24 protein-coding genes and 1 tRNA gene are annotated in these 26,277 nt (G+C 72.9%); 9 read left to right on the top strand and 16 right to left on the bottom strand.

The genetic code is table 11. From position 1 onward, the window contains the following. Nucleotides 1–61: 61 nt before the first annotated feature. The 3 genes from ACFWFZ_RS13405 to ACFWFZ_RS13395 all read right to left on the bottom strand — a co-directional run bounded on the left by ACFWFZ_RS13405 (nucleotide 62) and on the right by ACFWFZ_RS13395 (nucleotide 3,553). Entirely contained in the window at nucleotides 62–1,183 is a 1,122-nt protein-coding gene (locus ACFWFZ_RS13405; RefSeq protein WP_387121110.1) for a sulfite oxidase, read from the bottom strand. Between the two features lie 45 nt (nucleotides 1,184–1,228). Next, entirely contained in the window at nucleotides 1,229–2,512 is a 1,284-nt protein-coding gene (locus ACFWFZ_RS13400) for a phosphoribosyltransferase family protein (protein WP_387121107.1), read from the bottom strand. A gap of 968 nt (nucleotides 2,513–3,480) precedes the next feature. Beyond that, nucleotides 3,481–3,553, bottom strand: a tRNA-Arg gene (locus tag ACFWFZ_RS13395). Nucleotides 3,554–3,885: 332 nt separating this feature from the next. Here ACFWFZ_RS13395 and ACFWFZ_RS13390 point away from each other — a divergent pair. The 7 genes from ACFWFZ_RS13390 to ACFWFZ_RS13360 all read left to right on the top strand — a co-directional run bounded on the left by ACFWFZ_RS13390 (nucleotide 3,886) and on the right by ACFWFZ_RS13360 (nucleotide 12,714). Continuing rightward, the gene (locus ACFWFZ_RS13390; protein WP_387121335.1) at nucleotides 3,886–5,511 is read left to right on the top strand and encodes a dynamin family protein; all 1,626 of its coding nucleotides are present in this window, start codon (nucleotides 3,886–3,888) and stop codon (nucleotides 5,509–5,511) included. Between the two features lie 4 nt (nucleotides 5,512–5,515). Then, entirely contained in the window at nucleotides 5,516–7,360 is a 1,845-nt protein-coding gene (locus tag ACFWFZ_RS13385) for a GTPase (protein WP_387121104.1), read from the top strand. Between the two features lie 100 nt (nucleotides 7,361–7,460). Then, the gene (locus ACFWFZ_RS13380; protein WP_387121101.1) at nucleotides 7,461–7,868 is read left to right on the top strand and encodes a single-stranded DNA-binding protein; all 408 of its coding nucleotides are present in this window, start codon (nucleotides 7,461–7,463) and stop codon (nucleotides 7,866–7,868) included. A gap of 68 nt (nucleotides 7,869–7,936) precedes the next feature. After that, nucleotides 7,937–9,223 carry a thioester domain-containing protein gene (locus ACFWFZ_RS13375; RefSeq protein WP_387121098.1) on the top strand — a complete coding sequence of 429 codons (1,287 nt, stop codon included), beginning with the start codon at nucleotides 7,937–7,939 and terminating at the stop codon, nucleotides 9,221–9,223. Nucleotides 9,224–9,368: 145 nt separating this feature from the next. Then, a complete protein-coding gene (locus ACFWFZ_RS13370; protein WP_387121096.1) occupies nucleotides 9,369–10,841 on the top strand; it encodes a bifunctional phosphatase PAP2/diacylglycerol kinase family protein in 1,473 nt (490 codons plus the stop codon). A 295-nt stretch (nucleotides 10,842–11,136) separates the two neighbouring features. Next, the gene (locus tag ACFWFZ_RS13365) at nucleotides 11,137–11,790 is read left to right on the top strand and encodes a hypothetical protein (protein WP_387121093.1); all 654 of its coding nucleotides are present in this window, start codon (nucleotides 11,137–11,139) and stop codon (nucleotides 11,788–11,790) included. A 48-nt stretch (nucleotides 11,791–11,838) separates the two neighbouring features. Next, on the top strand, nucleotides 11,839–12,714 hold the full coding sequence (locus ACFWFZ_RS13360) for a hypothetical protein (RefSeq protein WP_387121090.1): 876 nt from the start codon (nucleotides 11,839–11,841) through the stop codon (nucleotides 12,712–12,714). Nucleotides 12,715–12,921: 207 nt separating this feature from the next. Here ACFWFZ_RS13360 and ACFWFZ_RS13355 read toward each other — a convergent pair whose 3' ends face one another. From ACFWFZ_RS13355 to ACFWFZ_RS13295, 13 genes are all read right to left on the bottom strand, one after another. Continuing rightward, nucleotides 12,922–14,169, bottom strand: coding sequence for a tyrosine-type recombinase/integrase (locus tag ACFWFZ_RS13355; protein WP_387121087.1), 1,248 nt, complete (start codon nucleotides 14,167–14,169; stop codon nucleotides 12,922–12,924). A 68-nt stretch (nucleotides 14,170–14,237) separates the two neighbouring features. After that, nucleotides 14,238–14,474 carry an AlpA family transcriptional regulator gene (locus ACFWFZ_RS13350; protein WP_030760740.1) on the bottom strand — a complete coding sequence of 79 codons (237 nt, stop codon included), beginning with the start codon at nucleotides 14,472–14,474 and terminating at the stop codon, nucleotides 14,238–14,240. A gap of 484 nt (nucleotides 14,475–14,958) precedes the next feature. Then, entirely contained in the window at nucleotides 14,959–16,440 is a 1,482-nt protein-coding gene (locus ACFWFZ_RS13345; RefSeq protein ID WP_387121083.1) for an ATP-binding protein, read from the bottom strand. Next, nucleotides 16,437–17,291, bottom strand: a complete 855-nt coding sequence (locus ACFWFZ_RS13340) for a bifunctional DNA primase/polymerase (RefSeq protein WP_387121080.1) — start codon at nucleotides 17,289–17,291, stop codon at nucleotides 16,437–16,439. Before ACFWFZ_RS13340 ends, ACFWFZ_RS13345 begins: the two co-directional genes overlap by 4 nt. Before the next feature lie 82 nt (nucleotides 17,292–17,373). Next, on the bottom strand, nucleotides 17,374–17,544 hold the full coding sequence (locus ACFWFZ_RS13335; RefSeq protein WP_387121077.1) for a hypothetical protein: 171 nt from the start codon (nucleotides 17,542–17,544) through the stop codon (nucleotides 17,374–17,376). Nucleotides 17,545–17,555: 11 nt separating this feature from the next. Next, nucleotides 17,556–18,053: a hypothetical protein gene (locus tag ACFWFZ_RS13330; RefSeq protein ID WP_387121074.1), complete on the bottom strand. Its 498-nt coding sequence runs from the start codon at nucleotides 18,051–18,053 to the stop codon at nucleotides 17,556–17,558. 220 nt (nucleotides 18,054–18,273) lie between these two features. Beyond that, a complete protein-coding gene (locus tag ACFWFZ_RS13325; protein WP_387121072.1) occupies nucleotides 18,274–20,382 on the bottom strand; it encodes a hypothetical protein in 2,109 nt (702 codons plus the stop codon). Then, the gene (locus ACFWFZ_RS13320; protein WP_387121069.1) at nucleotides 20,382–21,992 is read right to left on the bottom strand and encodes a hypothetical protein; all 1,611 of its coding nucleotides are present in this window, start codon (nucleotides 21,990–21,992) and stop codon (nucleotides 20,382–20,384) included. Before ACFWFZ_RS13320 ends, ACFWFZ_RS13325 begins: the two co-directional genes overlap by 1 nt. A 74-nt stretch (nucleotides 21,993–22,066) precedes the next feature. After that, complete coding sequence (locus ACFWFZ_RS13315) at nucleotides 22,067–22,405, bottom strand: RRQRL motif-containing zinc-binding protein (protein ID WP_387121066.1); 339 nt, start codon at nucleotides 22,403–22,405, stop codon at nucleotides 22,067–22,069. Beyond that, on the bottom strand, nucleotides 22,405–22,638 hold the full coding sequence (locus tag ACFWFZ_RS13310) for a hypothetical protein (RefSeq protein ID WP_387121063.1): 234 nt from the start codon (nucleotides 22,636–22,638) through the stop codon (nucleotides 22,405–22,407). The genes ACFWFZ_RS13315 and ACFWFZ_RS13310 overlap by 1 nt, the downstream gene beginning before the upstream one ends. Beyond that, complete coding sequence (locus ACFWFZ_RS13305; RefSeq protein ID WP_387121060.1) at nucleotides 22,635–23,648, bottom strand: DUF2637 domain-containing protein; 1,014 nt, start codon at nucleotides 23,646–23,648, stop codon at nucleotides 22,635–22,637. Before ACFWFZ_RS13305 ends, ACFWFZ_RS13310 begins: the two co-directional genes overlap by 4 nt. Further along, nucleotides 23,645–23,917: a DUF6303 family protein gene (locus ACFWFZ_RS13300; protein ID WP_387121057.1), complete on the bottom strand. Its 273-nt coding sequence runs from the start codon at nucleotides 23,915–23,917 to the stop codon at nucleotides 23,645–23,647. Before ACFWFZ_RS13300 ends, ACFWFZ_RS13305 begins: the two co-directional genes overlap by 4 nt. Continuing rightward, on the bottom strand, nucleotides 23,917–24,180 hold the full coding sequence (locus ACFWFZ_RS13295; RefSeq protein ID WP_387121054.1) for a DUF6284 family protein: 264 nt from the start codon (nucleotides 24,178–24,180) through the stop codon (nucleotides 23,917–23,919). The genes ACFWFZ_RS13300 and ACFWFZ_RS13295 overlap by 1 nt, the downstream gene beginning before the upstream one ends. Nucleotides 24,181–24,679: 499 nt before the next feature. Here ACFWFZ_RS13295 and ACFWFZ_RS13290 point away from each other — a divergent pair, with 499 nt between their 5' ends. Beyond that, nucleotides 24,680–25,546: a GntR family transcriptional regulator gene (locus tag ACFWFZ_RS13290; RefSeq protein ID WP_387121051.1), complete on the top strand. Its 867-nt coding sequence runs from the start codon at nucleotides 24,680–24,682 to the stop codon at nucleotides 25,544–25,546. Between the two features lie 34 nt (nucleotides 25,547–25,580). Further along, nucleotides 25,581–26,246, top strand: a complete 666-nt coding sequence (locus tag ACFWFZ_RS13285; protein WP_387121048.1) for an HAD family hydrolase — start codon at nucleotides 25,581–25,583, stop codon at nucleotides 26,244–26,246. The last annotated feature ends 31 nt before the right edge of the window (nucleotides 26,247–26,277 follow it).

Genomic DNA, 26,277 nt, shown 5'->3' with positions numbered 1-26,277 from the left:
CGCGAAACTTCACCTTTCCGGCCACAGCGCCAGCGGCACACCTGGGCCGCGTCCGCGCAGATCACAGGCAGAGCACGGCCACCCGCTGCACCTCGTTGTTGCCGAAACCGCCCTGGTTCCACCGCTGTTCGAGGGGCTGGGTACGCCCCTCGGTGTCCGTGGCGCGGACCGCGAGCGTGTGGCGGCCCGGCGCGGCGGTCCAGGTACAGCTCCAGGCCTGCCAGGCCCACGGATGCGGCTGCGGCGACGCCACCTCGGCCGGGGTCCAGGTCAGGCCGTCGTCGGCACTCACCTCCACCCGGGCGACGGCCCCGCGACCGGACCATGCCCGCCCGTGCAGCCGTACGGGGCCGGGTGGCACGACGCGGGTGCGCGACATGAAGTCCGGGAAGCCCGGCGGGGCCATCAGGGCGCGCGGTGCGATCCGGGTCACCGGCTCGCCGGGATCGTCCGGATCATCGGCCGACGACCGGTAGCGGTACGCCACGGACTGCTGGAAGCCGGTGAAGGGCGCGTCGACGAGCGTGATGTCACGCAGCCATTTGACGTGTGCCATGCCGTACCAGCCGGGGACGACCAGCCGCAGCGGGTACCCGTGCTGCGGCGGCAGGGGCAGGCCGTTCATGGCGTAGGCGATCAGTACGCCGGAGTCCTCCCCGGTCGCGTACGGCAGCGGCAGGCTGCGCCGGTAGTCCTGCTCCACGCCCCGCTCCACACCGTGGTCGGCTCCGGTGAACACGGCTTCGACGGCGTCGGACCGCACCCCGGCCCCGTCCAGGACGAGACCCAGTGGGACCCCGGTCCAGTCGGCGGTGCCCACCGCCTCGACCAGCCACGGCTGGCTGACCGGGCGGGGCGACAGGCGCGCCCGGCCGTTGCCCGCGCACTCCATGGTGACGCGGTGGGTGACGGCGGGGAACGCGCGCAGGGCGTCGAGGGTCAGCGACAGCGGCGTACGGACCCGGCCGCCCACGGTCAGGGTCCAGCCGTCCGCGTCGGCGGCGGGGATGTCGTAGTGGACCAGGACGTAGTGCAGCCCGGGCGGGGTGACCTCGTAGCGCAGGGCCTCCAGCGGCAGGCCGTGGTTACGGGCCGCGAGCGCCAGCTCCTCCTGGCCGATGCCCTCGCCGGCCGGGGCGGTGCGCGCCGGGCCGCTGACATCCCCTACGGACGCCTGCTCCATCTCCCCATGGTCGCGCGCACCGGCCCCGGCGGCACGTCGTCACCCCTAGCGCCCCTCCAGGTGCCGGGCGAACCAGGCGCGGGCCAGGGCGGAGACCTCCTCCAGGGCGCCCGGCTCCTCGAAGAGGTGCGTGGCTCCCTCGACGACCAGCAGCCGGTTCTCGCAGCGCAGCTCGCGCTGCGCCCGCCGGTTGAGATCGAGCACGGTGGTGTCGTCGCCGCCGACGACGAGCAGGGTGGGGGCCCGTACGGCGGCCAGCCGGGGTCCGGCGAGATCGGGCCGACCGCCGCGGGAGACGACGGCGCCGACGTCCGCGTCGGCGGCGGACGCGGCCCAGAGCGCGGCTGCGGCCCCGGTGCTCGCGCCGAAGTAGCCGACCGGGAGAGAGGTGCGCCGGCGCAGCCAGGCGGTGGCGTCCGTGAGCCGGCCGGCGAGGGTCTCGATGTCGAAGACGTTGGCCCGGTGGGCCTCCTCGGCGGGCGTCAGCAGGTCGAAGAGCAGGGTGCCCAGGCCCGCCCGGTTCAGGTCCGCCGCGACGGCCCGGTTGCGCGGGCTGCGGCGGCTGCTGCCGGAGCCGTGGGCGAACATCACGACCGCCCCGGCGCCCTCCGGTAGCGCGAGGTCCCCGGCCAGGGGAAGGCCGGCGGCGTCCACCTCGACCGCCTCGGCCCGCGGCGACCGCCCGGAGGCGGGGTCGGCCGCCGCCCGCGCCAGCAGGGAGACGACCTCCTCGTCGGGGGTCTGGGAGAAGTCCCGGTACCACTCGCCGACAGCCCGGAAGGCGGGCGGCGAGAACAGGCACACCACCTCGTCGGCCGCGCCGCGCAGCCGGGCGACCGCGTCGGGCGGCGCCACCGGGACGGCCAGCACCACCCGGGCCGCGCCCTGCGCCCGCGCGACCTCGCACGCGGCGGCGGCCGTGGCGCCGGTGGCGATCCCGTCGTCCACCACGATCACCGTCCGGCCGTCGAGGGCCACCCGGGGGCGGTCGCCGCGGAACCTGCGGGCCTGCCGGGCGAGCTCCGCTGCCTCGGCGTGCTCGACCGCCTCCAGGTCCTCGCGCGTGACCCGGCTGGTGCGGACGATGTCCTCGCTGATGACCCGTACGCCGCCCTCGCCGATGGCACCGAAGCCGAGTTCGCGGTGGGACGGGACACCGAGCTTGCGGACCACGATCACGTCGAGGGGGGCGCCGAGGGCCCGCGCCACGGGAAACGCCACCGGGACGCCGCCCCGGGGCAGGCCCAGGACGACGGGACGCTCCCCCTCCAGATGGCGGACGGCTTCGGCGAGCCGCTCGCCGGCGTCCGCGCGGTCGGTGAAGTACACGGGGTTCACCCCCAGCTTGAGGGGAGACGGAAATCCACGCCCCCTCTCCCTCCGACGCAACCCCACACCGCGGCTTCCCGCAAGTCGGCCCGCCCCCGTGGCTGCGTCCACCGGGGCCTCGGGCCCTCGCGCCGCGTGAGCGGTACGCAGCCCTCGTACGGGAGCGGGGCGGAGCGGCCGCGGCCCCCGGCGTACGAGGACGCGGCCGGGGCGGGGCCGGCGACGCGCGCCGGGCGCCGTGCGCGGCCTCCCGGATCTCGGTCCCCCTGGCGCCGGTACCGGCGCCAGGGGGAGGAGGCGACCAGGCTCGCCATGACGAAGGACACGCAGAGCGCCGCGGTCCGGTGCCCCGTACCGGCGGGGCCGGCAGACGTTGCGGAGGAAGGGCGGCGTGGGCAGGCCGAGGACGAAGGAGCCGACGGCGGAGACGTGTTGAGGAGCCGTCAGCCGTCAGCCGTCAGCCGTCAGCCGTCAGCCGTCAGCCGTCAGCCGTCAGCCGTCAGCCGTCAGCCGTCAGCCGTCGGGTGGTCGGCGTACCGGCGCGGCATGCCCGCCTCCCCGAGCCGGTGCCGGACCAGGAAGAAGGTCTGGAAACCGGTGGGCAGGGTCCAGAAGTCACCCGGTCGGCACGGCGATCAGGAAGGACGGCAGGGAGGAGAAGGGCAGCAGTGGACGGTCGACAGCCACCGCGGGACGGCGGAGCCCTGCCCGGCCCGGTGTTCGGCCCGCTGAGCAACCCGCTCGCCGGGCGGTGCCTCTTCGGGTGAACGGTCCACCGATTTCGCTCCGTCCCACCCGTGCGTCTCGCCGCGGAGAAAGGGCCTTCGGCGCGTCTGGAGCAAGGCCGTCGCCCGCGCCCGAACCGCACCCGCACGGGCCCCGGGTGGCGCCTCGGCCGGACCTGCCGAACGGCTGCCACCTGCGCGAAAGCCCTCCGCGGAGGGAGGGCTTCGGTGGTGGAGAATATGTGCCCCCGGCAGGACTCGAACCTGCGGCCAAGTGCTTAGAAGGCACCTGCTCTATCCACTGAGCTACGGGGGCCGGAAGGTGGCCGTGGTGGGCCTGGAAGCCCTGGTGGGGATGGGACTTCGGTCCGTACCGGGTCAAGGATAGGGCTCCGGCCGCCTTGTCCCGGTTGCTTCACTCGCGGGCCACGATGTGGAGGTTCGGTGAAGCGGTCCCGATAATCGCAGGCAGGTGCGATTCTCGCATCGCTTTTGCGCCGCGGCGCCCTGGGTGTTGTGCACTCGTTATGCCTGCGCCCCACTCGTCCGTCGTGCCCAGAATGTCCCACTGGAGTCGCGCTCGGCGCGCAGGGGGCGTATAAGCTTCAAAAATGGTCCTAAATTGGGCATTCTTCGCATGTGGTGACCTTGGATGTTCGGCCTCAGCTGCTCGATGCCCTGTCCGCCCTGCGCGACCGGGTCGCGTCCGTACGTCTGCCGTTGCCCCTGCCCGGCGCCCCACGGGCCCGCCAGACCAGAGCCGAGCTGCTCGCGCAGCTCGACGACTACCTCGTACCGCGCCTGAAGGCGCCCGAGGCGCCCCTGCTCGCCGTGGTCGGCGGGTCCACCGGGGCCGGTAAGTCCACCCTCGTCAACTCCCTCGTCGGACGCCAGGTCAGCGAAGCCGGCGTGCTGCGCCCGACCACCCGCACACCCGTGCTCGTCTGCCACCCCGACGACCACCACTGGTTCGCCGGGATGCGCGTACTGCCCGACCTGATGCGGGTCTGGGTGCCGCACGAGGACGACGACACGCCCCCCGCATCCGCCTCCCGGAGCCGCGGCCGCGGCCGCACCGGCGCCCAGGGCGGCCACGAGACCCGCGAGATGCGGATCGAGACCGCCTCCACCCTGCCGCGCGGACTCGCCATCCTCGACGCCCCGGACATCGACTCCCTCGTGGTCGAGAACCGGACACTCGCCGCCGAACTCATCTGCGCCGCCGACGTATGGGTGATGGTCACCACCGCCTCGCGGTACGCGGACGCCGTCCCCTGGCACCTGCTGCGCACCGCCAAGCAGTACAAGGCCACCCTCGTCATCGTCCTGGACCGGGTGCCGCACCAGGTGCTCGCCGAGGTCTCCCGCCAGTACGGCGCCCTCCTCACCAAGGCCGGGCTGGGCGAGGTACCGCGTTTCACCGTCCCCGAGCTTCCCGAGTCGGCCGGCGGCGGCGGGCTGCTCCCGGCCAGTGCGGTCGCCCCGCTGTTCGCCTGGCTCGCCCACCACGCCCAGGACCCCGCCGCCCGGCAGTACGCCGTCGGGCGCACGGCCCTCGGCGCTCTGGACTCCCTGCGCCGCCGGATGCCCGAACTCGCCTCCGCCGTCGCCGCCCAGCACGCCGCCGCCGTACGGCTGACCTCCGCCGTCGAGGACGCGTACCGGCGCGAGGGCAAGAGGGTCCGCAGCCGCCTCGACCACGGAGCCGTCCTGGCCGGCGACGCACTGACCCGTTGGCGCGGCTACCCCCTCGACACCAGCGCCGACGAACTGCTGGACTCGCTCGCCGAATCCCTCGCCGCGCTGCTCCAGTGCGCGGTCGCCGCCGCCGACGAGCGCATCGCCGAAGCGTGGCGGCGCGAACCGGCCTCCGGCGCCCTGGTCGTGCCCGCGCCCGACAAGGAGGCGGCGGAACGTATCGGCATGGCCGTACGCCGCTGGCGCCGCGTGCTGGAGGAACTGGCCGAGGAGGAGGTGGCCGGGCTCGACAAGCAGCCCGCCCCCGACGCCGACGGCGTCGCGGCCCTGCTCGTCGCCGCGCTGCTCGGCGGCAGACGAGCCCGGCCCGCCGGGGAGAAGCTCGCCGAGCGGATCGGCGCCCAGGCCGCCCTGCGACTGCGCGACAAGGGCGGGGAGCTGGTCGGCGACCACCTCGACGAGGTGCTGCGCGGCGAACGCGACCGCCGCCTCGCCCCGTTGGAAGCCCTCGAAGTGACCCCCGAACCGCAGGCAGAACTGATCGCCGCGCTGTCCGTACTGCAGAAGGAGAGGTGACGCCGTGACCGCCCTGACCGACCGCACCGACGACCGATGGGACGACGGGCTCATCGCGCGCTCCCGCCCCCGCCCCGCCGACGCGGGCGAGGAGGACGCCGCGGAGGCGGGCGAAGAGGGCGACGAGGCGCTCGTACGGGCCGTCTCCGGCGCCGGCAGCGACGGCGGCAAGTCGTCCGCGCCCCCGCTCAGCCCCGAGGCCCGAGCCCTGCGCCAGCGCCTCGACGCGCTGCGCCAGCTGGTCGGGCTGTCCCGGACCCGGCTCGACGGCAAGACCCTCGCCGAGGCCGGACGGGTGCTGGACGAGGCCGCCGCACGCCGCGGGCTCTCGCCCCAGCACACGGTCGTCGCGATCGCCGGAGCGACCGGAAGCGGCAAGTCCACGCTCTTCAATTCACTCGCCGGGGTGCAGATCTCCGAGACCGGGCTGCGCCGCCCGACCACCGCCGCGCCCATCGCGTGCAGCTGGTCGGACGGGGCCGCCGGGCTCCTGGACCGGCTGGAGATCCCGGGGCGGCTGCGGCGCCGGCCCCGCGAGACGTCCGAGGCCGAGATGCTGCGCGGGATGGTCCTCGTCGATCTGCCGGACCTCGACTCGGCGGTCGGCGCGCACCGCGACCACGTGGACCGCGTACTGGCGCTCGTCGACGCCGTGGTGTGGGTCGTGGACCCGGAGAAGTACGCCGACGCGGTGCTGCACGAGCGGTACCTGCGGCCGCTCGCCGGGCACGCCGAGGTCACCTTCGTCGTGCTCAACCAGGTGGACCGGCTGCCCGGCGAGGCCGCCGACCTCGTGCTGGACGACCTGCGCCGGCTCCTCGACGAGGACGGCATCGCGCTCGGCGAACACGGTGAGCCCGGCGCCACGGTCCTCGGGCTGTCCGCCCTGACCGGCGAGGGCGTCGGGGAGCTGCGCGAACTCCTCGGACAGTTCACGCAGGAGAAGGGCGCCGCGACCCGGCGGATCTCGGCGGACGTGGACCGCGCGGCCGTCCGGCTGCGGCCGCTGTACGTCGCCGACGGGCGCCCCGGCCCCGAGATCGGGGAGACGGCACGCGCCGAGTTCGAGGACCGGCTCGCCGAGGCCGTCGGGGCCAGCGCGGCCGGGCTCGCCGCGGAACGGGCCTGGCGGCGCAACGCGGGCAAGGCGTGCGGGACCCCGTGGCTGCGGCTGTGGCGCTGGTACGAGAACCGGCGCGCGCCGCGCACCCTGGCGGGGCTGGCGGCCCTGGCGGCGATCGGCGGTCGCGGCCAGACGGTCGCGCAGGCGCCGGTCGAGGAGGAGGTGACCGCACGTCAGCGGGTGGAGCAGGCGGTACGCGTCGTCGCCGACGAAGCGGTCGCGGGCCTGCCCGAACCGTGGGCGCAGGCCGTCCGCGAGGCGGCGGTGCGCGGCGCCGACGGGCTTCCCGAGGCGCTGGACGAGATCGCGGTGACCGTCGGGGGCGCGGTCGCCGTGCCGAACGCCAAGCCGCCGCGGCCCGCGTGGTGGCCGGCGGCGGTGCTGGGCCAGGCGGCCATGACGCTGCTCCAGGTCTTCGGCGGACTGTGGCTCGTCGGGCAGATCGTCGGGGTCCTGGAGCCGGAGCTGATGCCGCCGGTGCTGCTGATGGTGGCGGGCATCATCGGCGGGCCGCTCGTGGAATGGGCCTGCTCGATCGCGGCCCGGGGCCCGGCACGCCGGTACGGGCAGGACGCGGAGCGCAGGCTGCGGCAGGCGGCGGCCGGGTGCGGACGGGCCCGGGTGCTCGAACCGGTGGCGGCGGAGCTGCTGCGCTACCGGGAGGTGCGGGAGCAGTACGCCACGGTCGCCGCAGGGGGGAGCCGGTTGTCCACAACCCGCCAGTAGTCCACAGGCCGGAGCGGGGGACCGGCCGCCGGGCGGAGTATGGCTCGTAGCCCGTACGGATGGTCCGTGCGGGCCGGGACGACGGGGGAGGGCGGCCGGGATGTACGACACCCAGGTGACGCTGGTGGGGTATGTGGCGACGCAGGTCGACTACAAGGAGACGGTCAACGGTCCGTCGGCGCGGTTCCGGTTCGCGGTGACGCCCCGGTACTTCGACCGGCGCAAGGAGGCCTGGACGGACGGGGCCACCAGCTTCTACACGGTGTGGGCGCGGCGCACGCTCGCGGTGAACCTCGCAGGTTCCGTGTCGGTCGGCGAACCGCTGGTGGTGCACGGGCGGCTGCGGGTGCGGGAGGACCCGCCCGACGGGGAGGGCAACCGGTGGTTCGGCGCGGAGATCGACGCGACCGCCATCGGGCACGACCTGAACCGCGGCACGGCGGCGTTCCGGCGGGTGGTGAGAACCGATCATCCGCTGATGGACACTCAGAAGGCGGCGGTGGTCTGAGTGTTCGAGGCGGTTAGGATTCCCCGGTACTCACGGGCACCTGGGTCTTTGGCCCGAAGGGGAAGACTGTGTCGATTGCCGTTCCCGCACCCTCCGCTCCTGCTTCTGCTCCCGCTTCTGCTCCCGATCCTGATCCAGCACCCGTTCCCGTACCCGCGCCGCTCGAACCAGCCGCCGCGGTACGGGGCTCCGCGCGCCGGCCGCTCGCGGCCGCCCTGCTGGCCGCGGCCCTCGCCGCCGCGCCCGGCGCCCGGGCCGCAGCCGACTCCGGCCCGATGGCACCCCGCGCACCGGAGGGCGCGAGCGCCGTGCTGGACGGGCTGAAGACGTACGGGCAGGCGGTCCTCCACGCCGGCGACGGATCGGTGCGGCAGATTCCCGCCGGTCTGTACGAGATGCGGGTCGACGGCGGCGGCATGCTCCAGACCTACGGGGTGGGGGTGGCGGGCAACGCCCAGCCGCAGGCCCGGTACACCGAGAGCGGCTGGAGCGGCAGTCCGCTGGCGGGCAACGGGCAGGCCGGCCGGATCCGCTGGGTGCTGGAGCACTCCTACCCTCAGCTGAACGACCTGGCCGGGCTCGCCGAGGCGGCCGGAGCCGCCGCGCTCACCGCGGAGAGCGCGGCGGCCGGGACGCAGGTGGCGATCTGGCGGCTCGCGGACGGCGTGCGGGTCGAGGCGGCGGACCCGTCCGCCGAGAAGCTGGCCGACTACCTCCAGCGGGCGGCGGGACAGATGCCGGAGCCGCCCGCCTCCCTGCGGCTGGAACCCGGCGACGTGACGGGACCGGTGGGCACCCGGCTCGGCCCGGTGACCGTGCGTACCGGGGCGCGGAGCGTGTCGGTCGTACCGGACGCTGAGGCCGTGGCCATGGGAGTGCGGGTGGTGGACGCCCAGGGGCAGCCGCTGGCCACGGCGGTCAACGGCAGCCGGCTCTACTTCGAGGTCCCGGCGGGCACCCCCGACGGGACGGCCTCGGTCACCGTCCAGGGGGCGACCCGGGTGCCGGTCGGGCGGGTCTTCACCAGCGGCGTCCCCGCCCAGGCGCAGATCGTGGCCGGCTCCAGCGAGTCGGTGACCGCTGCCACGGCGCGGGCGGCCTGGCCGCCGCCCCCGCCGCCCGAGGCCGGAGCGACCCCGGCCTCGGACCCGGGCCCGGGGTCGGGTTCGGCCGCGGTCGCGCTGGGCGCGCAGTCGGCGTCCCTCCCCATGGCCTCCCCCGACGAGGAGCGGCTGGCGATCAGCGGCAGCTCGGCCGCCACGCCCGTCATCGCCTCCCTGGCGGTGGGCCTGGTCGTACTGGGCGGCCTGGTCGTCCTGCTGCTGCGCAAGCGCCCGCTCGACGAGGAGGAGTAGGAGGCGAGGAGGAGTAGGAGGAGGAGAAGGGGAGCAGGAGGAGAAGAAGGGGCAACCGGGAAGGTGGACGAGGCCGGCGCGCAAGGGGCGGCCGGGGTGGAGCGCCGTGACGGTTCCGGTACGGGATCCGGGGTAGAGGCAGGAAATGGTTGATCAAGAACTGACCTGGACCGGCGCCCTGGCACGGTGGGACCGCCGGCTGTTCGACGCCGTGGCCCGCAGGCACTGGCCCGGCGCCGACCGCGTGCTGCCGCGCCTCGGGCGGGCCGCGAACCACGGGGTGCTGTGGGGCGGGGCCGCCGCGGCCATCGCCGTCTTCGGATCGGCCGGGGCACGCAAGGCGGCCCTGCACGGGGCGGCCTCACTGGCGCTGGCCTCCTCGACCATCAACACCGTCGGCAAGTGGTCCGTACGCCGTCCGCGGCCGCTGCTGGAGGGCGTGCCCGCGGTGCGGCAGCTGGCCGTGCAGCCGCAGACCACCTCCTTCCCGTCCGGGCACTCGGCGTCCGCGTTCGCCTTCGCCGCCGGGGTGGCCCTGGCCTCCCCGGGCTGGGGCGCCGTCCTGGCGCCGGTCGCCGCGGCTGTGGCCTTCTCACGCGTCTACACCGGTGTCCACTACCCCTCGGACGTGGCGGCGGGCGCGGCGCTGGGCGTGGCCGCCGCCTTCGTCGTACGCCGGCTCGCGCGCGACGTGCGGGAGGCCCGGGCCGTGCCGGGCGACGAACGGAAGGCCATCGGGGTGCCGGCGCTGCCCGACGGGTCCGGGCTGACGGTGGTGGTCAACACCGGGTCGGGCACGGCCGCGACTGTGCCCGACCTACTGCGGACCCGGCTCCCGGAGGCCGAGGTGATCGAGTGCGAGGGCGCGGAGCTGCTTCCCGCCCTGGCGGAGGCGGCCTCGCGCGCCACCGTCCTCGGGGTGTGCGGAGGCGACGGCACCATCAACGCGGCGGCCACCGCCGCGCTGCGGGCCGACGTGCCCCTGGCCGTGTTCCCCGGCGGCACCCTCAACCACTTCGCGCTCGACCTCGGCCTCATCGGCCCGGAGGGCACCTGCGAGGCCCTGGAGCACGGGGAAGCCGTCCGCATCGGCGTGGGCCGCTTCTCCCCGGGCCCCGACGGAGAGCCCGGCTACTTCCTGAACAACTTCAGCATCGGCGCCTACCCGGAGCTGCTGCGCCACCGGCTGCGCTGGGGCCCGCGCATCGGCGGCGGCCCGGCGGCGCTGCTGGCGGCCTGGAAGGTCCTGCGCGCCGAGCGGCCCGTACGGCTGAGCCTGGCCGGGCGGAGCCGGAGCGTATGGCTTCTCTTCGCCGGGAACGGCACCTACCACGGCACCGGCCCCGCCCCCGGCCGCCGCGACAGCCTCGGCGAGGGCCTGCTCGACCTCCGCCTCGTCTACGGCGGCGGGCGGCCCGGCCCCCGACTGCTGGCCGCCGCCTTCGCCGGCCCGCTGAGCCGGTCCCCGGTCCACGCCGCCACCCGCCTGCGCAGCCTGCGCATCGGTTCCGTCCCACCGGGCACCCCCCTCGCCTACGACGGCGAATACGCCAAAGCCCCGAGCGAACTCGTCCTCGACGCCCTCCCGGACGCCCTCACGGTCTACCGCCCCCTCTGACTGGCACCGGCACCGGCACCGGCACGCAGCGCCGCCCCCGCCCGACCCGCGCGGGACGGCCGTCAGGGGCGGGCGGTCTGCGGGGCGAGGAGAGCCGTCCAGGAGTCCGTCGCGAGCGCGGCCGACCGGGGCTACCCCAGTACTGAGCGTGCGGGCATAGGGGCGAAATGTACCCACACAGCGGTTCTGTTCCGTAATGCGCCGGAATATTCTCACCCGAAGGCTGTCGAGAGCATCGCTCCTGCACCCGCCCTTTCCTGACGGCGGCCAGGACGACGCCGGATCGGGAGGCCCAGTGCCGAACGGCAAAGAACACCGCGGCCGCGGACCGCGGGGGGCGCTGCGCACCATTGCGATGCTGTGGTCCGCCGGAATCCTGGCCGCCTGCTCCTCCGGGGCCGACCCATCACCGTCCCCGTCGGTCCGGCCCGACACCGACGTCAGCTCGGGCCGGCCCTCGGAGCCCTCGGACGGGACCGCGACCGCCGAGACGGATGAGGAAAGGGAAGAACGGCGGAGACGGGAGCAGGAGGAAGGCGGCTTCAACCGGGCCGGCCGGTTGTCCGACAACTTCGACGGATACTGGCCTGCATACATCAAAATGGTGACCAATCCGTCGGCGGTCGCGTACGAGGGGACGGTCAGCGCGGTCGATTGCACCCCCGGTGAAACGAGCAGACCCGCCGACCCCCCGAGCCGCCGGGTCAGCTTGGCGCCCGAAGGCACGGAGGAGGTCGAGTTCTCCTTCGCGTCCGTAGAGGCCACCTCCAGCCCGCGCCACATCTGTGTGACCCTCAGCGACGACGGCGGCGAGACCGACACCGACACCGACGTCATGTCGGCCTATATCTCGCCGTCGCCCGAGCCCGAGCCGGACACCAGTCCGCCGGATCCCGGTCAACCGACCCCCACCCCCGACGGGACGCCGTCCGACAGGACGGAGCAATGAGCTCGGCGAGTCCATCCGAGTCACGGCAGGAGAAGGGACCGGGACCGCATGGCCGACGACGACGCCGGAGAGTCGCCCCCACCCCGGCGTGACTGGGTCAACACCCTCGCCACCATCGCCGCTCCGACCACCTTCATCGGAGCTCTGCTGCTCTATTTCGGTGTCTCGTACACCAGCGCCTTCTACAACTACTTCGGCGTCGACTCCGCCACCCTCGGCTTCTCGACCCAGGACTACGCGCTGCGCAGCGCCTCAGCCCTCTACCTGCCGGTCGCGACCGCGCTCCTCGTCGCGCTGGTGGGAACCCTGATCTACTACGCGGCCGTAGCCGTGGGGAAAAGAGACACCCCGCCTCCCTTCGCGATCCGGTTGTTCCCCGCGGCCCTCGCGGCGTGCGGCGGCGGTCTGTTCCTGCTCGGCATGCTGGGCGGCTTCGGCGTGTGGGGCGCCGGCGCCATGCAGACGCCGCTCCTGCTGAGCGCAGGCCTCGTAGTGCTCCTGTACAGCCGCGTGCTGTCCTTCAAACTCGCCGCCGCCGACTACCCCGTGGCGCGGGAGAAGGCGGCGGTCGCGCTCGTGCTGGCGCTCGTCGCCCTGGCCTCGTTCTGGGCGGCCCACGAGTACGCGAAGAGCCACGGTTTCGACGACGCCGAATATCTGGCCGCCCACCTGCGGCTGCGCCCCACGGTGACGATCGACACCACGGAACGCCTCTACATCCCTCACAGCCAGGTTCGCGAAACCATCCTGCCCGCCACAGCCGGCACCGGCCAGCGCTTCCGCTTCCGCTACGAGGGCCTGCGCCTCCTGGCCGAGCAGAAGGGCCGGATGTTCCTGATCCCGGAGAACTGGTCACTGTCCGACGGCAGCGTTGTCGTCCTCCCGGCGAATTCGACGGTCCGGGTCGCCTTCCGCTCGGGCTGACCGCGGGCGCCGCAGGCGGCGGAGCCGCGGAACGGCTCCTACCGAGCCCTGGCTGACAAGGGCCCGGACCATACGCGTTTCCCCCGGGGTATGGACGCCTGGCAAGATGGGGTGTTTCTGGCGAACTGGGGCTGCTGTAGGGCCCCTGACCTGCGGAGGAACCGCCGACCAGGGGCCGTTGTTGGGCTGTGGGCCGTCTGTGGGCCGTCAGGCCGCCTCGGGGGCGCTCCGAGGGCCGCCGAAGACCGCCGAAACAGCTGAGCGCGTCCGCTGCTCGCTGCTCGGCATCAGGTGCGTGTAGATCCGGAGGGTGAAGCCGGGGTCCGAGTGGCCGAGGTACACACTCAGTGCCTTGATGCTCTCACCGCTGTCCAGGAGCACCGACGCGTAGAAGTGCCGCAGGGCATGCATCCCGTCGTCCGGCGCCGCAGCGTACCGCTTGCCCCGCTCCCGAGGCGGGATGACGCCGGCGGACGCGAGGGCGGCCTTCCACACGTGGTCATCGAAGTAGCTGCGCCAGATGGCATGCCCCACAGCGCTCGTGAAGACGAGTTGGCGGGCCACCAGCGGCCCGTCCGGAGTCTTCCAAGGCAACTTCACCTCGACCGGCGGGAAGCGCTCCATGTGGGCACTGAGGGCCGCAGCAGTCACGGGGCTCAACGGCACGTCGCGGAGCTTGCCTCGCTTCGGCGGCGCGAACACGAGCTTCCCGCCAACGCGCTTGACCTGCTGCCGGACGTAGAGCCACCCCGTCGCGGCGTCGATGTTCTCTCGATCCAGACCGAAAATCTCACCCTGCCGCAGGCCACAGCCACCGCCGACGTCCACCGTTGCGGCGAAGCGGTCGGGCAGACCGGCCCGGACAGTCAACACACGCTTCTCAGACCACGGCTGGACCAGCCGTGGGGCAGGCTCCGGCGCCTTAACCGACTGGGCGTGGCAAGGGTTCGACCGAATGACACCGTCGTCCTTGGCCGCGTTGAACAGAGAGGACACGGAGTCGTAGATGGCGCGCCGGTAGGTCGCGTTGGGGAGCGATGTCGTGAGGTTGCTTAGCCAGGCGCGTACGTGCTCGGGCTTGAACGACCCCATGGGGCGTGTGCCCAGATGGGGGACGGCGTGTAGGCGAATCCGCCTCTTCACCGCCTCCTGACTGACGATGTCGGTCGTCAGGCCGCCGAGCCACTTCTCGGCGTACTCGCGGAAGGTGATCCGTCCGGCCTTCGGGTCGAAGAACTGCCCTGAGTCCATGTCGGCCTTGATCCGGGTGAGCCACTTCTCGGCCCGGCCCTTCTCCCGATCTGGGAAACTCTGTGACTGCTCGGTGCCGTCGGGCCCGACGTACCGGGCGCGGTAGCGCATGCCCGTGCCGTAGCGGTCGGTCTTGACCCGCCGGGTCTTGCCGTCGGGCCCGGTCTCGGTCTTGTACCAGCGGTCTTGGATGTGGCCTGCCACGTGAGGGCCTTTCTGGGGAAGCGCTGAGGGCGGGCCCTGTTGGGCCCGCCCTCGTGATCGGATGGTGGTTAGGCGGCTTGGCTGAGGTCCGCGCGCTTCTGCTCGGCGATCCAGGCGTAGACGTCAGCGGGGTCGTAGCGGAGGTGTTTGCCGACGCGGAATCCAGGCGGACCGGTGCGCTTCTTGCGCCACTGGTAGACGGTCTCCACCGGCACGTCGAAGAGTTCGGCGATGTCGTCGGGATTCAGGTATCGGTCGGGGAGGCCGGCGCGCAGGATGGCGCGGGGGTCGCTCTGGGCGGGCATTGCTCCTCCGGCGGGTTGGGTGGGCCCGTATCTGTCCGAGGTTCTGATTTCTGCGTCACCGCGTCACTTACGTCATTCAGTGCTCTGACCTGTGGTTTTGGGTGACGTAAGGGGTGGGTGTGCGTCACCGGTCTGCGTCACCTGTGTCATCGGGTGACGCGGGGCGGTGACGCAGGTGACGCGGGATGACGCAGCCGTGGGCCGTCTGCGTCACCCGCGTATTCGCAGGTCGCTGGCGGTTTTGTGGCTGGGGGTGACGCGGGTGACGCAGGCCTTCCCTTCTTAGGAAAAAGGGGGGGCGTGTCTGTTGTGGTGCGGTGCGCCTTCGAGCGTGAAGAGCGGGGCCGCTGCGCGGCACGACCCTTGCAGCGGCGGCGAGCCGCCGGAACAGCAAGAGGAGCACGCGCCGCCGGGCGCCGGGTGCACGCGCCGCCGGGCGCCGGGTGCTCTTCTTGCTCGTGCGGGAGCGAGCCCGGGGCGCGGGTTAGAACGCTTCCACCTGCTGCTGCGACGGCTGGGCGGCCGGGCGGGTCATTTCGATGTAGCGGGCGGCTTTGGTGCGGCCCCAGTCGACGAGGACGCCGCGGGCGGCGAGGGTGGGCTGGAGTCGCTTGAGGCGGTCGGAGAGGACTTTGCCGGTGGTGGGCCAGCCTTTGGGCAGGGGCCGGAAGTCGTCTCCGGTGTAGAGCTGGGTGAGGGCGTGCAGCCACTCGGCTGAGGTCATCCGCACTTCCTCGCCGGGGGTGAGGCCGGCGGCGTGCTTGAGGACGGTCTGGGCGAGGAGGTCGCCCTCGATCACGTCGTCGTTGAGGTCGTCCAGGGTCGCCCGGTACGCGGTCAGGGACGCGAGGCCGGTGGCCGCGTCGAGCTGGGCGCAGAGGTGGGCGAAGTCTGCCATCCGCAGGTCTGTGGGGATGTCGGCCTGCGTGGCGCGGACCTTGACGGTCAGGTCCAGCAGTGAGCCGAGGATGATCGGCAGCTTGCTCTCGTACTCCGCCCACAGCTCCGCTTCGGTCCTGCGTACGCGGGGCCGCTCCAGGCGGAGGGGAAGGAGGCGTTCGGCGAGGTCGGGGCGGATCACTCCGACGTCGATGCCGGTCAGCAGGAGCGGGCGGCGGTAGCGGGAGAGGTAGACGTCTCCGTCGCTGAACAGCGCGCGTTTGACGCTCTCGGCGCCGGTGACGATGCAGCACATCAGGTCCGACAGGTCCGGCGCCAGGTGGGAGAGGTTGTCCAGGGCGGTGACCCATCCGGCGGCGACGGCCGTGATCAGGTTTTCCTCGTCCTTCGGTGCCCGGCGCAGGTCGCCCTTCATGCCTTCGATGATCCGCACGAGCATCCGGCCGCCGGTGGACTTGCCGGCGCCCTGGGGGCCGGTGAGGAACGGGGCGGGGACGGGTACGGACGGCTCCAGGCAGCCGATGAGCCACGCGATGGCGAGGCACTCGCTCTCGGCGCCTGCGAAGTTGCACAGGCGCAGCAGTGCGTCGATGCCCTTGCCGTCGGTGTCCTTCTCGGGGAGGGGGAGTTCGCCGGTGAGCTGGGTGCGCCGCCAGCACACTTCCCGCGGGTCGGGGGTGAGGATGTCCCAGCCGTTGGGGTGGATGCGGACGGACTGGCCGTCGTCGCGGCCCAGGTCCAGCCACGTTGCTCCGTCGAGCCCGGGGGCTACGCGGATGTGGGTGGCTTGTACGTCCTGGCTGAGGGCGAGTGCTTCGATCAAGTCCAATGCCTCCTTGAGGGCGGAGCCGTTGAAGGAGCCTTTGCCGTCGTTGTAGAGGCCGACCATGAGTTCCTGCCGGTGGCTGCCGGTGGTGCCCTGGGAGCGGATGGGCCGGGCGACGGGGTGGCCGTTCTTCTGCGCGTAGACGGTGCCTTCGGTGGTGCGGAAGTACCGGAAGTGGTCTTGGGCGTAGTCGGTGATGATCTGCCGTGCCGGGGTCTTGTCCTCGTCGGTCACGGTCACATCCCCAGCTGGGTGCGGGCGTTGGTCCAGGCGTCCTCGCAGTGCCGCAAAGACTCGCCCCTGGTCTGCGCGGCGGTGAACAGGCGGCCGATGTGCGTCTCGGTGAGGCAGCCGCACCGGCCGTGCGCGGACAGCACCGCGAGGAACATCCGGTACACGGTCCTGTGGATGCCGTCCGGGGCGTCCTCGATCCGCTGCTCCGCCATGGCGATGCCGCGTTCCAGGTAGGCGGGCGAGCGGTGCGGGCATTGCCCGCCACCGGCCGGCGCCGAACCACTAGCGGGGCTCGATGTCCGCCGGACCGGGGTGGGCTCCTTCACGGCGAGCGCGCGTACGGCGTCGGGGAGCGGGGCCATGGTGCCGCTGCCGGGGCCGAGCCAGCGGGCGTAGGACATCAGGGACTTGATGTCGACGCCCGGCCGTACGGCATTGCGCGAGGTCATGGTGCCCAGATAGATCCAGTGCTCCCCGCGGGTGCTCGACACGGTCCGCGTGCTGGGGAGGTTCTGCCAGGCCCATGCGACCGCCTCGACGTTGTCGAGGTCGACCACGGTGAGGCCGGTACCGCCGGGGTGGTACGCGACGGCCGCGGCCTGCCGCCAGGCCGGGGCCCAGGCGATCGACGTGAGGACGGCCGGGTCGGTGGTGGCGGCGGCCCATGCGTGGCACGGCGCCGCGCACGCGCAGGGGCCGGGGGTCTTCATGTTCGGCCGGCCGCCGCAGGCGTTCTTGCGGCAGGCGCGGCAGTTGCCCATGGGGCCCTTGCTCTCTCGTAACGGCAGCACGGGGATGCCCCGCTCGGCGAGGTCGAGGGCCGCGCGTAGCTGCGCGGAGGGGGTGGGTTGAGTCATGCTGGAGTCCTCCACAGATCTGTTGACGGGTTGTGGATGAGGGCGGCCCGGACTTTGCCGAGACGGGGCCGCCCTCGTGTGTTCAGTGGCGGGTGTGGTCGGTGGCCAGGTCGGTCAGCCGCTTGGCCTCGTCGGGGGTGACGTGGCGGTAGCGGACGGACACGCGGCATTCGGGGTGCGGGCAGCGGACGGTGCGGGTGCCGGTGAGGAGCGCGGCCGCGTCGGCGATGCGCTCGGGCAGGGGCTGGTTCACGGGCAGGCCTTTCAGCGGTTGTTGAGGGTGCCGGTGGCGCGGCCGAAGACTCCGGTCGCGGTGATGTTCTGGGTGATGTGCTGCACCGGCCCCGCACCCCGCCCAACCCGGCCGCGGGGGGTGCGGAGGAGGAGCGGGGCGAGGGCGCCGGCGGCGATGAGGGCGACGGTGGCCCAGAGGGCTTCGGCCATGGCGAGGACTCCGGGTGCGGCGTAGGAGATTCCCAACCCGGCCGCGGCGATCCCGCCGCCCAGGGTCGGGGCGAGAAGCGCGGTGGTCTTGGCCCACCGAGGAATCGATTCCCGGACCGGTTCCGGTTCGGGAGTCGGTCCCGGGTGGGGGTGGGTGTAGGCGAGGGTGTGGACCCCGTTGGGGAGGGTCACCCAGTCCACGCCGGGCGGGATGTCCTGGGGCAGCAGGATGGTGTGCGGCTGGACCGGGCGGGGTCGGTGGATGGGGTTGCCGTAGCGGGTGGCGGGGGTGAGCGGCTGGTGGGGTTCGGTGTGCACAACGCGGTCCCTTCAACGGGACGGGCACCACACCTAAACGTTGAGGTGTGGTGCCCGTGCGGCTTGTCGCGTGCTTGTCGTGTGGCTTGTCGTCCCGCTTGTCGCGTGCCTTGTCTTGTCGCTTGTCTTGTCGCTTGTCGCCCCCGAGGTCAAAGCCCGTTTCCGGCCCTCCAGAGGTCCGGGAAGGGCCCTTGCGGGCGGGGGCCGAAGCGACAAGGGGTCATGCGTCGGGGGTGTGGGTGTGGTGGACGTAGCGGGTCTTGGTGCCCGTCCCGACCCGCACGGCTAGTCCCTCATCCGCCCACTCCTGGAGCCACCCGCTGATCGTCTGCCGGTTCGTTCCGTGTGCGTCGGCGAGGGCTCGGGCGATCGCTGATGCCCCGGTGCCCTCGGGCCCGGCCGCCTCCAGGACGGCGAGGGCGGCCTGGCGGGCGGCGTTGTCCTGCTCCCCGCGCAGCGCGGACAGGTTCAGCCCGCCCGGGGCTGCCTTCGGCGCCGGGGTGGGTTCCGTTTCCGGGTCGGGGGCGGTGGCGAACTGGGCGTCGATCTGCGCGCGGAAGGCCTCGGCCAGCCGCTCCTCGTCCGACGTGGCCACGGCGGTCTGCCGGTGGGCACTCAGGTTCAGCCCACCCGCCGGCGTCGACGTCGCTGCCGTGTCGTGCGTGGTGCCGGTGTCGTCGGGGGTGTGGTCGTTGATCCAGGCGGTGCGGCCCGCGTCCCAGCGGCGGGCGTAGTCGGGCCCGGCGGCTTTGGCGGAGACGTCGTCCAGGCGGGGGTGTCGGTCGGAGGTGGCCAGGACGATGTCGCGGATCTGGGCGGGCTTGATCCGCCAGGACTTGAACAGGGCGGCCGGGGCCTCGGGGGTGCCGAGGAAGCCGGAGCCCTTGTAGGGGGCTTGCTCGATGCTGAGGCCGCGGCGGCCGGGGAAGAGCTTGGCCAGGTCCATGCCCTCCTTCTCGCCACCGGTCAGGGCGATACGGACCTTGGCTTCGCGGCGGATCATCAGGTTGCCGAGGACGGTCCCGGTGGCGCCGAGCGCGGTGAGGAAGGTGCGCAGGCCCATGGCGCGGGAGATCCGGATGACTTCGAGGATCTTCGCCGCGAGTGCCTTCATGGCCCTGTCGTTGCTGGCGAGGATCTCGGCGCCCTCGTCGATGATCAGCTCGATCTGCGGGATGCGCGGGCTGATGGGGAGCAGGTCGGTGTCGGCGTCGGCCATGAGCTGCTGGTAGGCGACCTTGCGGCGTTTGGCGATCGCGATCGCCGCATCGAGCATCCGGTGGGCTTCCTCCGGGGTGGAGGCGAGCCAGTCGATGCCGGGCCGGACGGCCTGCCCGCTGTCGGTCGGCTGCATGGCGGGGCGGACCCAGGGCAGGCCAGCGGATCCGGCGTTGAGGTCGATGACCCACCCGAGCATGTCCTCGGCGCGGGCCACGGCCCCGATGAAGGTGTGGACGAAGTTGGTCTTGCCCGATCCGGTGGGGCCGACCGCGATCGCGCACTGCTCGCGCAGGAACGCGTCCGCCGGGCGGCCGTCGGTCCGCACGCCCAGCGGTAGGCCGGTGTGGACCGACAGGGGGCCGTAGTCGGTCGGGTAGGCGATGTCCTCGGCGAGGACGTTGACGGTCGTGACGTCGATCAGGACCCGGCCCTGGTTGATGCCGGCGGATGCGGCGGCGGTGCAGCCGTTCGGCAGCCGGGCATCCGCGGAGAGGGCGGCGTTGTACTGGGCGACCTTGTGCCACGTGGCCCCGCCGGGCGGGAGTTCGGCGTCGATGGTGAAGCCGGTGTTCGTCGGCCAGACCTCCACCGCCAGGATCCGCAGCGTGAGCCCGCACACCCGCTGAACCCGGTCGACCCACTCCGCGGCGATCGCCCGGCGTTCGGCCGAGAGTTCGCGGGCGACCTGACGCTCGGCGGCGGCGATGGCCTCCAGCTCACGGGCTTCCTCGTAGAAGCCGACCGAGCGGGCGGCGGCGCCCATGCCGACGCCGAAGACGGCGAGGGCGCCGAGCTTGGTCCACTCCAGCGGGCCGGTGGCAAGCGCCCAGGTGGTCCAGCCGGATCCGAGGAGCCAGGACGCCGCGCGGGAGGTGACGGTGCGCCCGGCCAGCTTCTGCCGCAGCCCCGACGCGGTGTGCCCGATCGCGCCCACGGCGCCGATCGCGAGGGCCCACCCGGGAGGCATGTGGGCGAGGGTGCCGACCGTGGCCACCGCGTACGCGCCCGTGGTTGCGGACAGGGCACCGGTGATGGGCCCGTGGCCGGCGGCCCAGTCCAGCGCGAGCCCCCGGTGCTCGACAGCCTTGGCTTTGGTCTTGGCAGCCATCAGACGTTCCATCCCTTCTCGGCGTCGGGGCCGTTGCGGGGGTCTTCGTGGCGGGCGATGTCGGCCTCGTGGGCCTGCCGGAATACCGGCCCCAGGTCCTCGGCGACGGCGGTGGCGGAGTTGAGGGCGCCGTAGATGTCGGCGAACCCGTCCGCGACCTCCTTCTCCAGCGGGAACTCGGAGTCGGAGCGCTCGGCGAGGATCCGCATGATGTTCGCGATCGAGGCCAGGGCCTCGGGCAGGCCTTCGACCATGGCGAGGATCTCCATGGCGTTCTCGGGCTCGTAGGCCTGCGCGGCCTGCTCCATCTCGGCGGCCAGTTCCTCGAACCTGAACCCAGACGTGCTGCTGTCCATCAGCTGTGCTCCTTCACCAGTGGGTGATGCGGGGGTCATGGCGTCCGGCCGCTCGGCACGCTCGCCGAGCTGATCGCCTTCGATGTCCTGCTCCAGTTCGGCGTCCGCCTGCTCCTCGGCGGCCCGTTCGGCGTCCTCAAGCCCGTTGCGGATGCCGGCGTCCCGGTCCTCGCGCTCGGCGCGGGCGCGGCCGAGGAGGAAGCGGTAGAGGCGGCGGCCGGGGTGCTGCAGCCACGCCCAACTGAGCTTCCGGCCCAGCGGCGTGGTCACCATCCCCAGCAGGCCGAGCGCCCCGCCCAGGGCCGCGGCGAGGACCCGGCGGGCCTGGAAACGGACTGCGGAACGCAGCAGCGCCTTACGCGCCGCCTTCTGCGCAGGGGCTTTGAGCTGCGCGACCCGTGCCCGGTGCGCGGCCTCACGGACGCCCGCCCGGCCGTTGGCGACGGCGCGGCCAGCGGCCCGGTCCCGCGCGCCGCGGGTGGCGGTGGCGGCCTTGTCCCGGACAGCCGCGGCCTTGCCCATGCCCTTGGCCAGGGTGCGTGCAGCAGGCCCACGGGTCTTCGCCCCGGCGGCGGTGGCCGTACGCTCGGCGGCCTTGGCGGCGCGGCGGGTGTCGGCGACCTGCCGGCGCGCCTGCACCGCCGCCGTACGCGCCGCGGCCTTGGTCGGGGACTGGGTACGGGCCTGCTGGCGCAGCGCCTGCACCTGACCCGCCCGGCCACCGGCCAGGCCACCCGCCGCGTGTGCGGCGCGCTGCCGGACCGACGGCTTACCTGGCTTGTTGTGCTTGCCGACCGAACCGCCGGACCGGGCAGGGCCGCTCGGGCTGTCCGCTCGGGGGCTGCTGGTACGGCCGCCTGCGGACCTTCGGGAGCCACCCCCGCCGCCCGTTCGGGTTGTGGTGCGAGGCTGCACGGGGATGCGGCCACCGCTGGTGTTCTTGGTGGCCGTGGGGGAGGTCTTGGCCGGGGTCTTCTTGCTGCTGTTCTTGTTGCGGTGGTGGGCGGCGGCGGTGCCGAGGACGGCGGCGCCGGTCATCGCGATCGCCGCGGCGACCGGCCCGCCGGCGAGCGCGGCCGTGGCGAACAGGCTGGCCGCGGTGTTCGTCCCCGACAGGGACAGCGGCACCACGGGGAAGCCGCCCGGGGTGTGCTCCACCTCCTTCCCGGCCTTCGGGCTGCCGGTGTCGGCGGGCGTCGGGGTGGGGGTGGCTTCTTCGGAGGGAGCCTGCGGTTCGGTGATGGTCTCGGTCATGCTGAACGTGCTCCTTCACGGGAGAGAGAGCCCGGCCGGGACTGTGGAAGGAAGCGGCCGGGCTCTCGTGCTGATCAGGCGACGCGCTGTTCGTTCGGGTACGCGCACGGGGTGCACACGCCGAGCGAGGCCGGGATCACGTACCCGGCATCACAGCGGCAGGTGGGGCACCAGCGGCGGGCCGCGTTGGCCTTCGCGAGTGCGGCGGCCCGGCGGGCGGTCATGGGCCGGACCGGGCGGGCCCGGTCGATCCGGTAGAGGTAGGCGACCAGCGGCCCGCGCCGTCGGCGGGGCCGCTCCAGCTGCGCGGCGACGTCCTGTCCGCCGGGCCGGAGGCCGAGGGCGCGCAGCTGTCGGCGGGTGGCGAGACCGTCGGGGGCGAGGCGCCAGGGGTAGACGGGCAGGGTGGCCATCAGTGGAGGCGGTGGAGCGAGGCCCGGCAGGCCGTGGCGTGGTCGTTCGCCTTGCGGCGGGTGAAGAGGAAACCGTCAAGCATGTCGGAGTGGTCGCCGCAGCCGTGGCAGCGCCAGCCCGAACCCTGATAGGCCCGGGTGCCGATCACGTCGACGGCCGCGCCGACCTGGTTGTGCATCCGGATCAGCAGGTCGTCCGGCTCGCCGGGGGCGGTGTTCGGGGAGAGCTTCACGGGGTGGCTCCTTCCAGGGCCGGGCGCGGAGTGGGGGCGGTGAGGTCACGCAGTTCCTGGTAGCGGGCAGCGATCCACCCGACGGACCAGCCGGTGAGTTCGACGGCCTGCCGCTGCGGCAGACCCGCCGCGTACGCGGCCTGCACAACCTGCCGGGCCCGCACCTCGCCGAGCTTCTCCACGGCCGGGCCCGCGGACAGCAGCTCGGCGCGCTCACGCTCCGCCCGCTCCGCCGCCGCCTGCCGTTCCTGCTCGGCGCGGCGACGCTCGTCGGCCGCACGCTGGGCGGCGGCCTGGCGGGCCGCTTGCTCACGAGCCTTCGCGGCTTGCTCACGCTCGTGCTCATGGCGCTCACGCTCGTCCCGCGCGGCCTGCTCGGCCCGCCGCGCAGCCTCCGCGCGGTCGGCCTCTTCCCGGAGGATCCGGGCCCGGCGCTCGTCGGCTTCCCGGGCCAGTTTCGCCTCGTGCTCACGCTGCTCACGCGCCTGCGCAGCTTCGTGGTCACGGCGTTCACGTTCCGCCCGCAGCCGGTTTTCCTCGCGCTCCGCGGCCGCTCGTGCTGCCGTGTCGCGCTGGGCTTGCTTGCGTTCCTCGGCGGCGAGGACGGCGGCGGTCAGGGCGCGGCGGTAGGCCAGGCCAGCCTCGGCGGTGACGATCAGCAGCAGGGGGGCGACCGCGTGGACCGCGACCCCCACCATGTCTCCCACCAGCGCGGATGCGCCGATGTTCAGCAGGAGCGTCATGGCGCCGGTCATCCAGCGCAGGGCCACCGGCCACGGCCCGCCGTGCCCGCCGAGGCGGGCCAGGACCGAGTCGAGACGGACCACGATGAGCACCGCCGCGTCCACGACAAGCGGCAGAATCGGCGCCGTCCAGTCCCACGCGTCCGGGGTGTGGGCGGCCATGAGCGGCGTGACCGTCAGGATCGAGTAGAGCATCGCCCCACTCACGATCAGCCACGTCCCGAACGCCAACGCACGTTCCGATGAGCGCAGATGAGCATCGCTCACGACGCACCCCCCAGGATCGAAACGACGGGTGCGACGGCGATCAGAATGACCGGCGAGGCCGGGTCGTCGACCTGCTCGCTGTCCTCGGTCCAGGACCACTCACCCCCGTCGGTGAGCGCGTAGTTGAGTTCAGTGAGCGCCTGTGAGCGCTCCTGAACGGTCGGCACGGCCGGGCCCGTGAAGTAGTGGGTCGGCCAGTGCCGCCCGACGGGCAGCGCCACGAACAGGCGCCACCCGCCATTGCGGTGGGACAGGTGAGCGCGAGCCATCACGCCACCGCCGGCGGAACGGGGCAGCTCTTGTTCGCCGCGTCCCGACGGGCCGCCAGCACCCGCCGGTGCGCCCGCCGGATCCGGCGGGCGTCGAACTCCGACGCCGGCCGGTCCAGCAGAACGATCAGCGCGTCCAGCAACTCGACCTCAGCCAGGACCACAGGCATCTCGGCTTCGATCGCGTCCAGCTCCGCGGCCGACGGCTCCAGGCCGTCGGACCACGGGGTAACAACGTCGTGAAGTGCAGCGATGGACTTCATGGGTCTTGCTCCTTCTGTGGAGGAACGGGACTCGACAGCAGCCCTCGGCGCGGGAACGCCGGGGGCTGCACTGCATGCGTTGGGTGAAGCAGGAAGCACGCCGGCTCCCCTCGACCCCGCCCGTACGGCCCAGAAGCGCCGGACGGGCGGAGGAGGCAACCGGCCGCGGCAAGGCCGCGGGATTGGGGGTGGTCTCGATTCGGGGACGCGGCTGCCGGATCAAGGAACAGCTCGCTAGGGCCCCGTTGTAGGCAGAGACCGCCTGCCGTATGGGCTGCCAAGGACCACGCCGAATTCGCGCGGCTGCCCACCACCCTCGCCCCGCTTTCGCGGGCCTCGATGCTCTGACCTGCGCCGCGAGGGCACAGCTCACCCGTCCCAGCCTGACTTACTTGGCTAGCCCGGTCGGCATAGGGACAACGTAACCAGCTTGGCTAGCCACGTCAATATCTGGCTATCCAAGCTGCTCAAATAGTCAGGTGGGCCGTAGCATCGAGCCATGACCTTTGCGCTTGAACCCCTGGACCCGGACGACGACCGGCCGCCGTACGAGCAGGTGGCGCGCAGTCTCGGAGCGGCGATCCGAACGAGGAAGCTCGGCCCCGGAGAGAAGCTGCCGTCGCACAAGATGCTGACGGATCACTTTGGCTTCGCCCGGGCCACGATTCAGCGGGCGCTACGTGACCTGGAAGACGAAGGGCTCGTCGTGTCCCGCAAGGGGAGCGGCGTGTTCGTCCGCAGCCGCACCGAGCGGCCGGCGGGACTGCGGCCCTACGTCGAGCAGGCTTTCGCGAGCAAGAACGTCACGATTGACTTCGCGGGATTCTCCAGCGAGACCCTGCACGGCGCGCTTCAAGAGCCGCTGGACAAGATCCGCGTCGGACGGCTCACGCCGACCAGCATCCGCATCCGGATCCTGGTGCCCGACATGGACGTGCCGCAGGCGGCCCCGGTCCGGCGCGAGGACTGCGCGGACGACGCCCGGCTGCGCAGCCGGATGCACGGCATCATGGTCGGCTACACCCGCAGCATCTCCGACGCCATAAGCGAGCTGAGTCACCTCGGTCTGGTCCAGGAGAGCAGCGTCAGCGTCCGCGTGCACAGCGGCACGCAGTTCTTCAAGCTCTACGTGATCAACGGCGAGGACGCGTTCTTCGGGTACTACCCGATCCGGCCGAACAAGGTCGTCGCGCAGGGCGAGACCATCGAGATCTTCGACCTGGTGGGCAAGGACACGATCCTGTTCCACCACTCGATGAACGACGGTGACTCGTCCAGCGGTGCGCAGCAGGTCGAGCAGGCGCGCATGTGGTTCGACAGCATCTGGGAGACGATTGCGAGGGACGCAGATGCCCAGCTCCTCTGACGCTCTGGCCGATGTCGTTCGGGCGTCAGCGGGGGTGCTCTTCGACTTCGACGGGCCCATCTGTGACGTCTTTCGTGGGCTACCCGCTCCGCAGGTCGCCTTGGACCTGGCGGAGATCGTTGCGAGCCGTGCTCCGGGACTGGCGGATCGTGCCCGGGCCACCGATGACCCGATGGAGATCCATCGGATTTCGCAGGAGGGCGGCGCGGCTCTGCTGTCCGATGTGGAGGCAGCGCTGACCGCCGCCGAAGTCGCTGCGGTCAAGGTCGCCGGGCCGCCCGTGGCGGGCGCCGTGCAGGCGCTCGCAGCGGCCAAGGAATCGAACCGGCGGGTGGCTGTGGTGAGCAACAACTCCGCCGAGTGCGTGCGTGAGTACCTGATGATCCACGGCATCGACGGAACCGTTGATGCTGTGATCGGGCGCCCCGTCCTTCGGCCGGATCGCATGAAGCCGGACCCGTACCCGTTGCGCGCCGCCGCCGTGACCCTGGGCATCGAGCCTGCCGCCCTGGTGCTCATCGGAGACTCGACCACCGACGTCGAGGCGGCCCGGGCCGCAGGCGTGCGGAGTATCGGCTTCGCGAACAAGCCCCGGAAGCTGTCCACGCTTGCCGAGGCGGGGGCCGACGTGGTGGTGGTCGGCATGGATGCCGTTGCCGACGCGCTCGTTTCGGCGGGCGCCGTACGGTGGTGGGTGTGACCCCCCACCTGCACAAAGGCGGGCCGTCGGG

The organism is Streptomyces sp. NPDC060232 (assembly GCF_042726555.1).
GTDB lineage: Bacteria > Actinomycetota > Actinomycetes > Streptomycetales > Streptomycetaceae > Streptomyces.
This window is presented reverse-complemented; position numbering and strand designations above follow the sequence as displayed.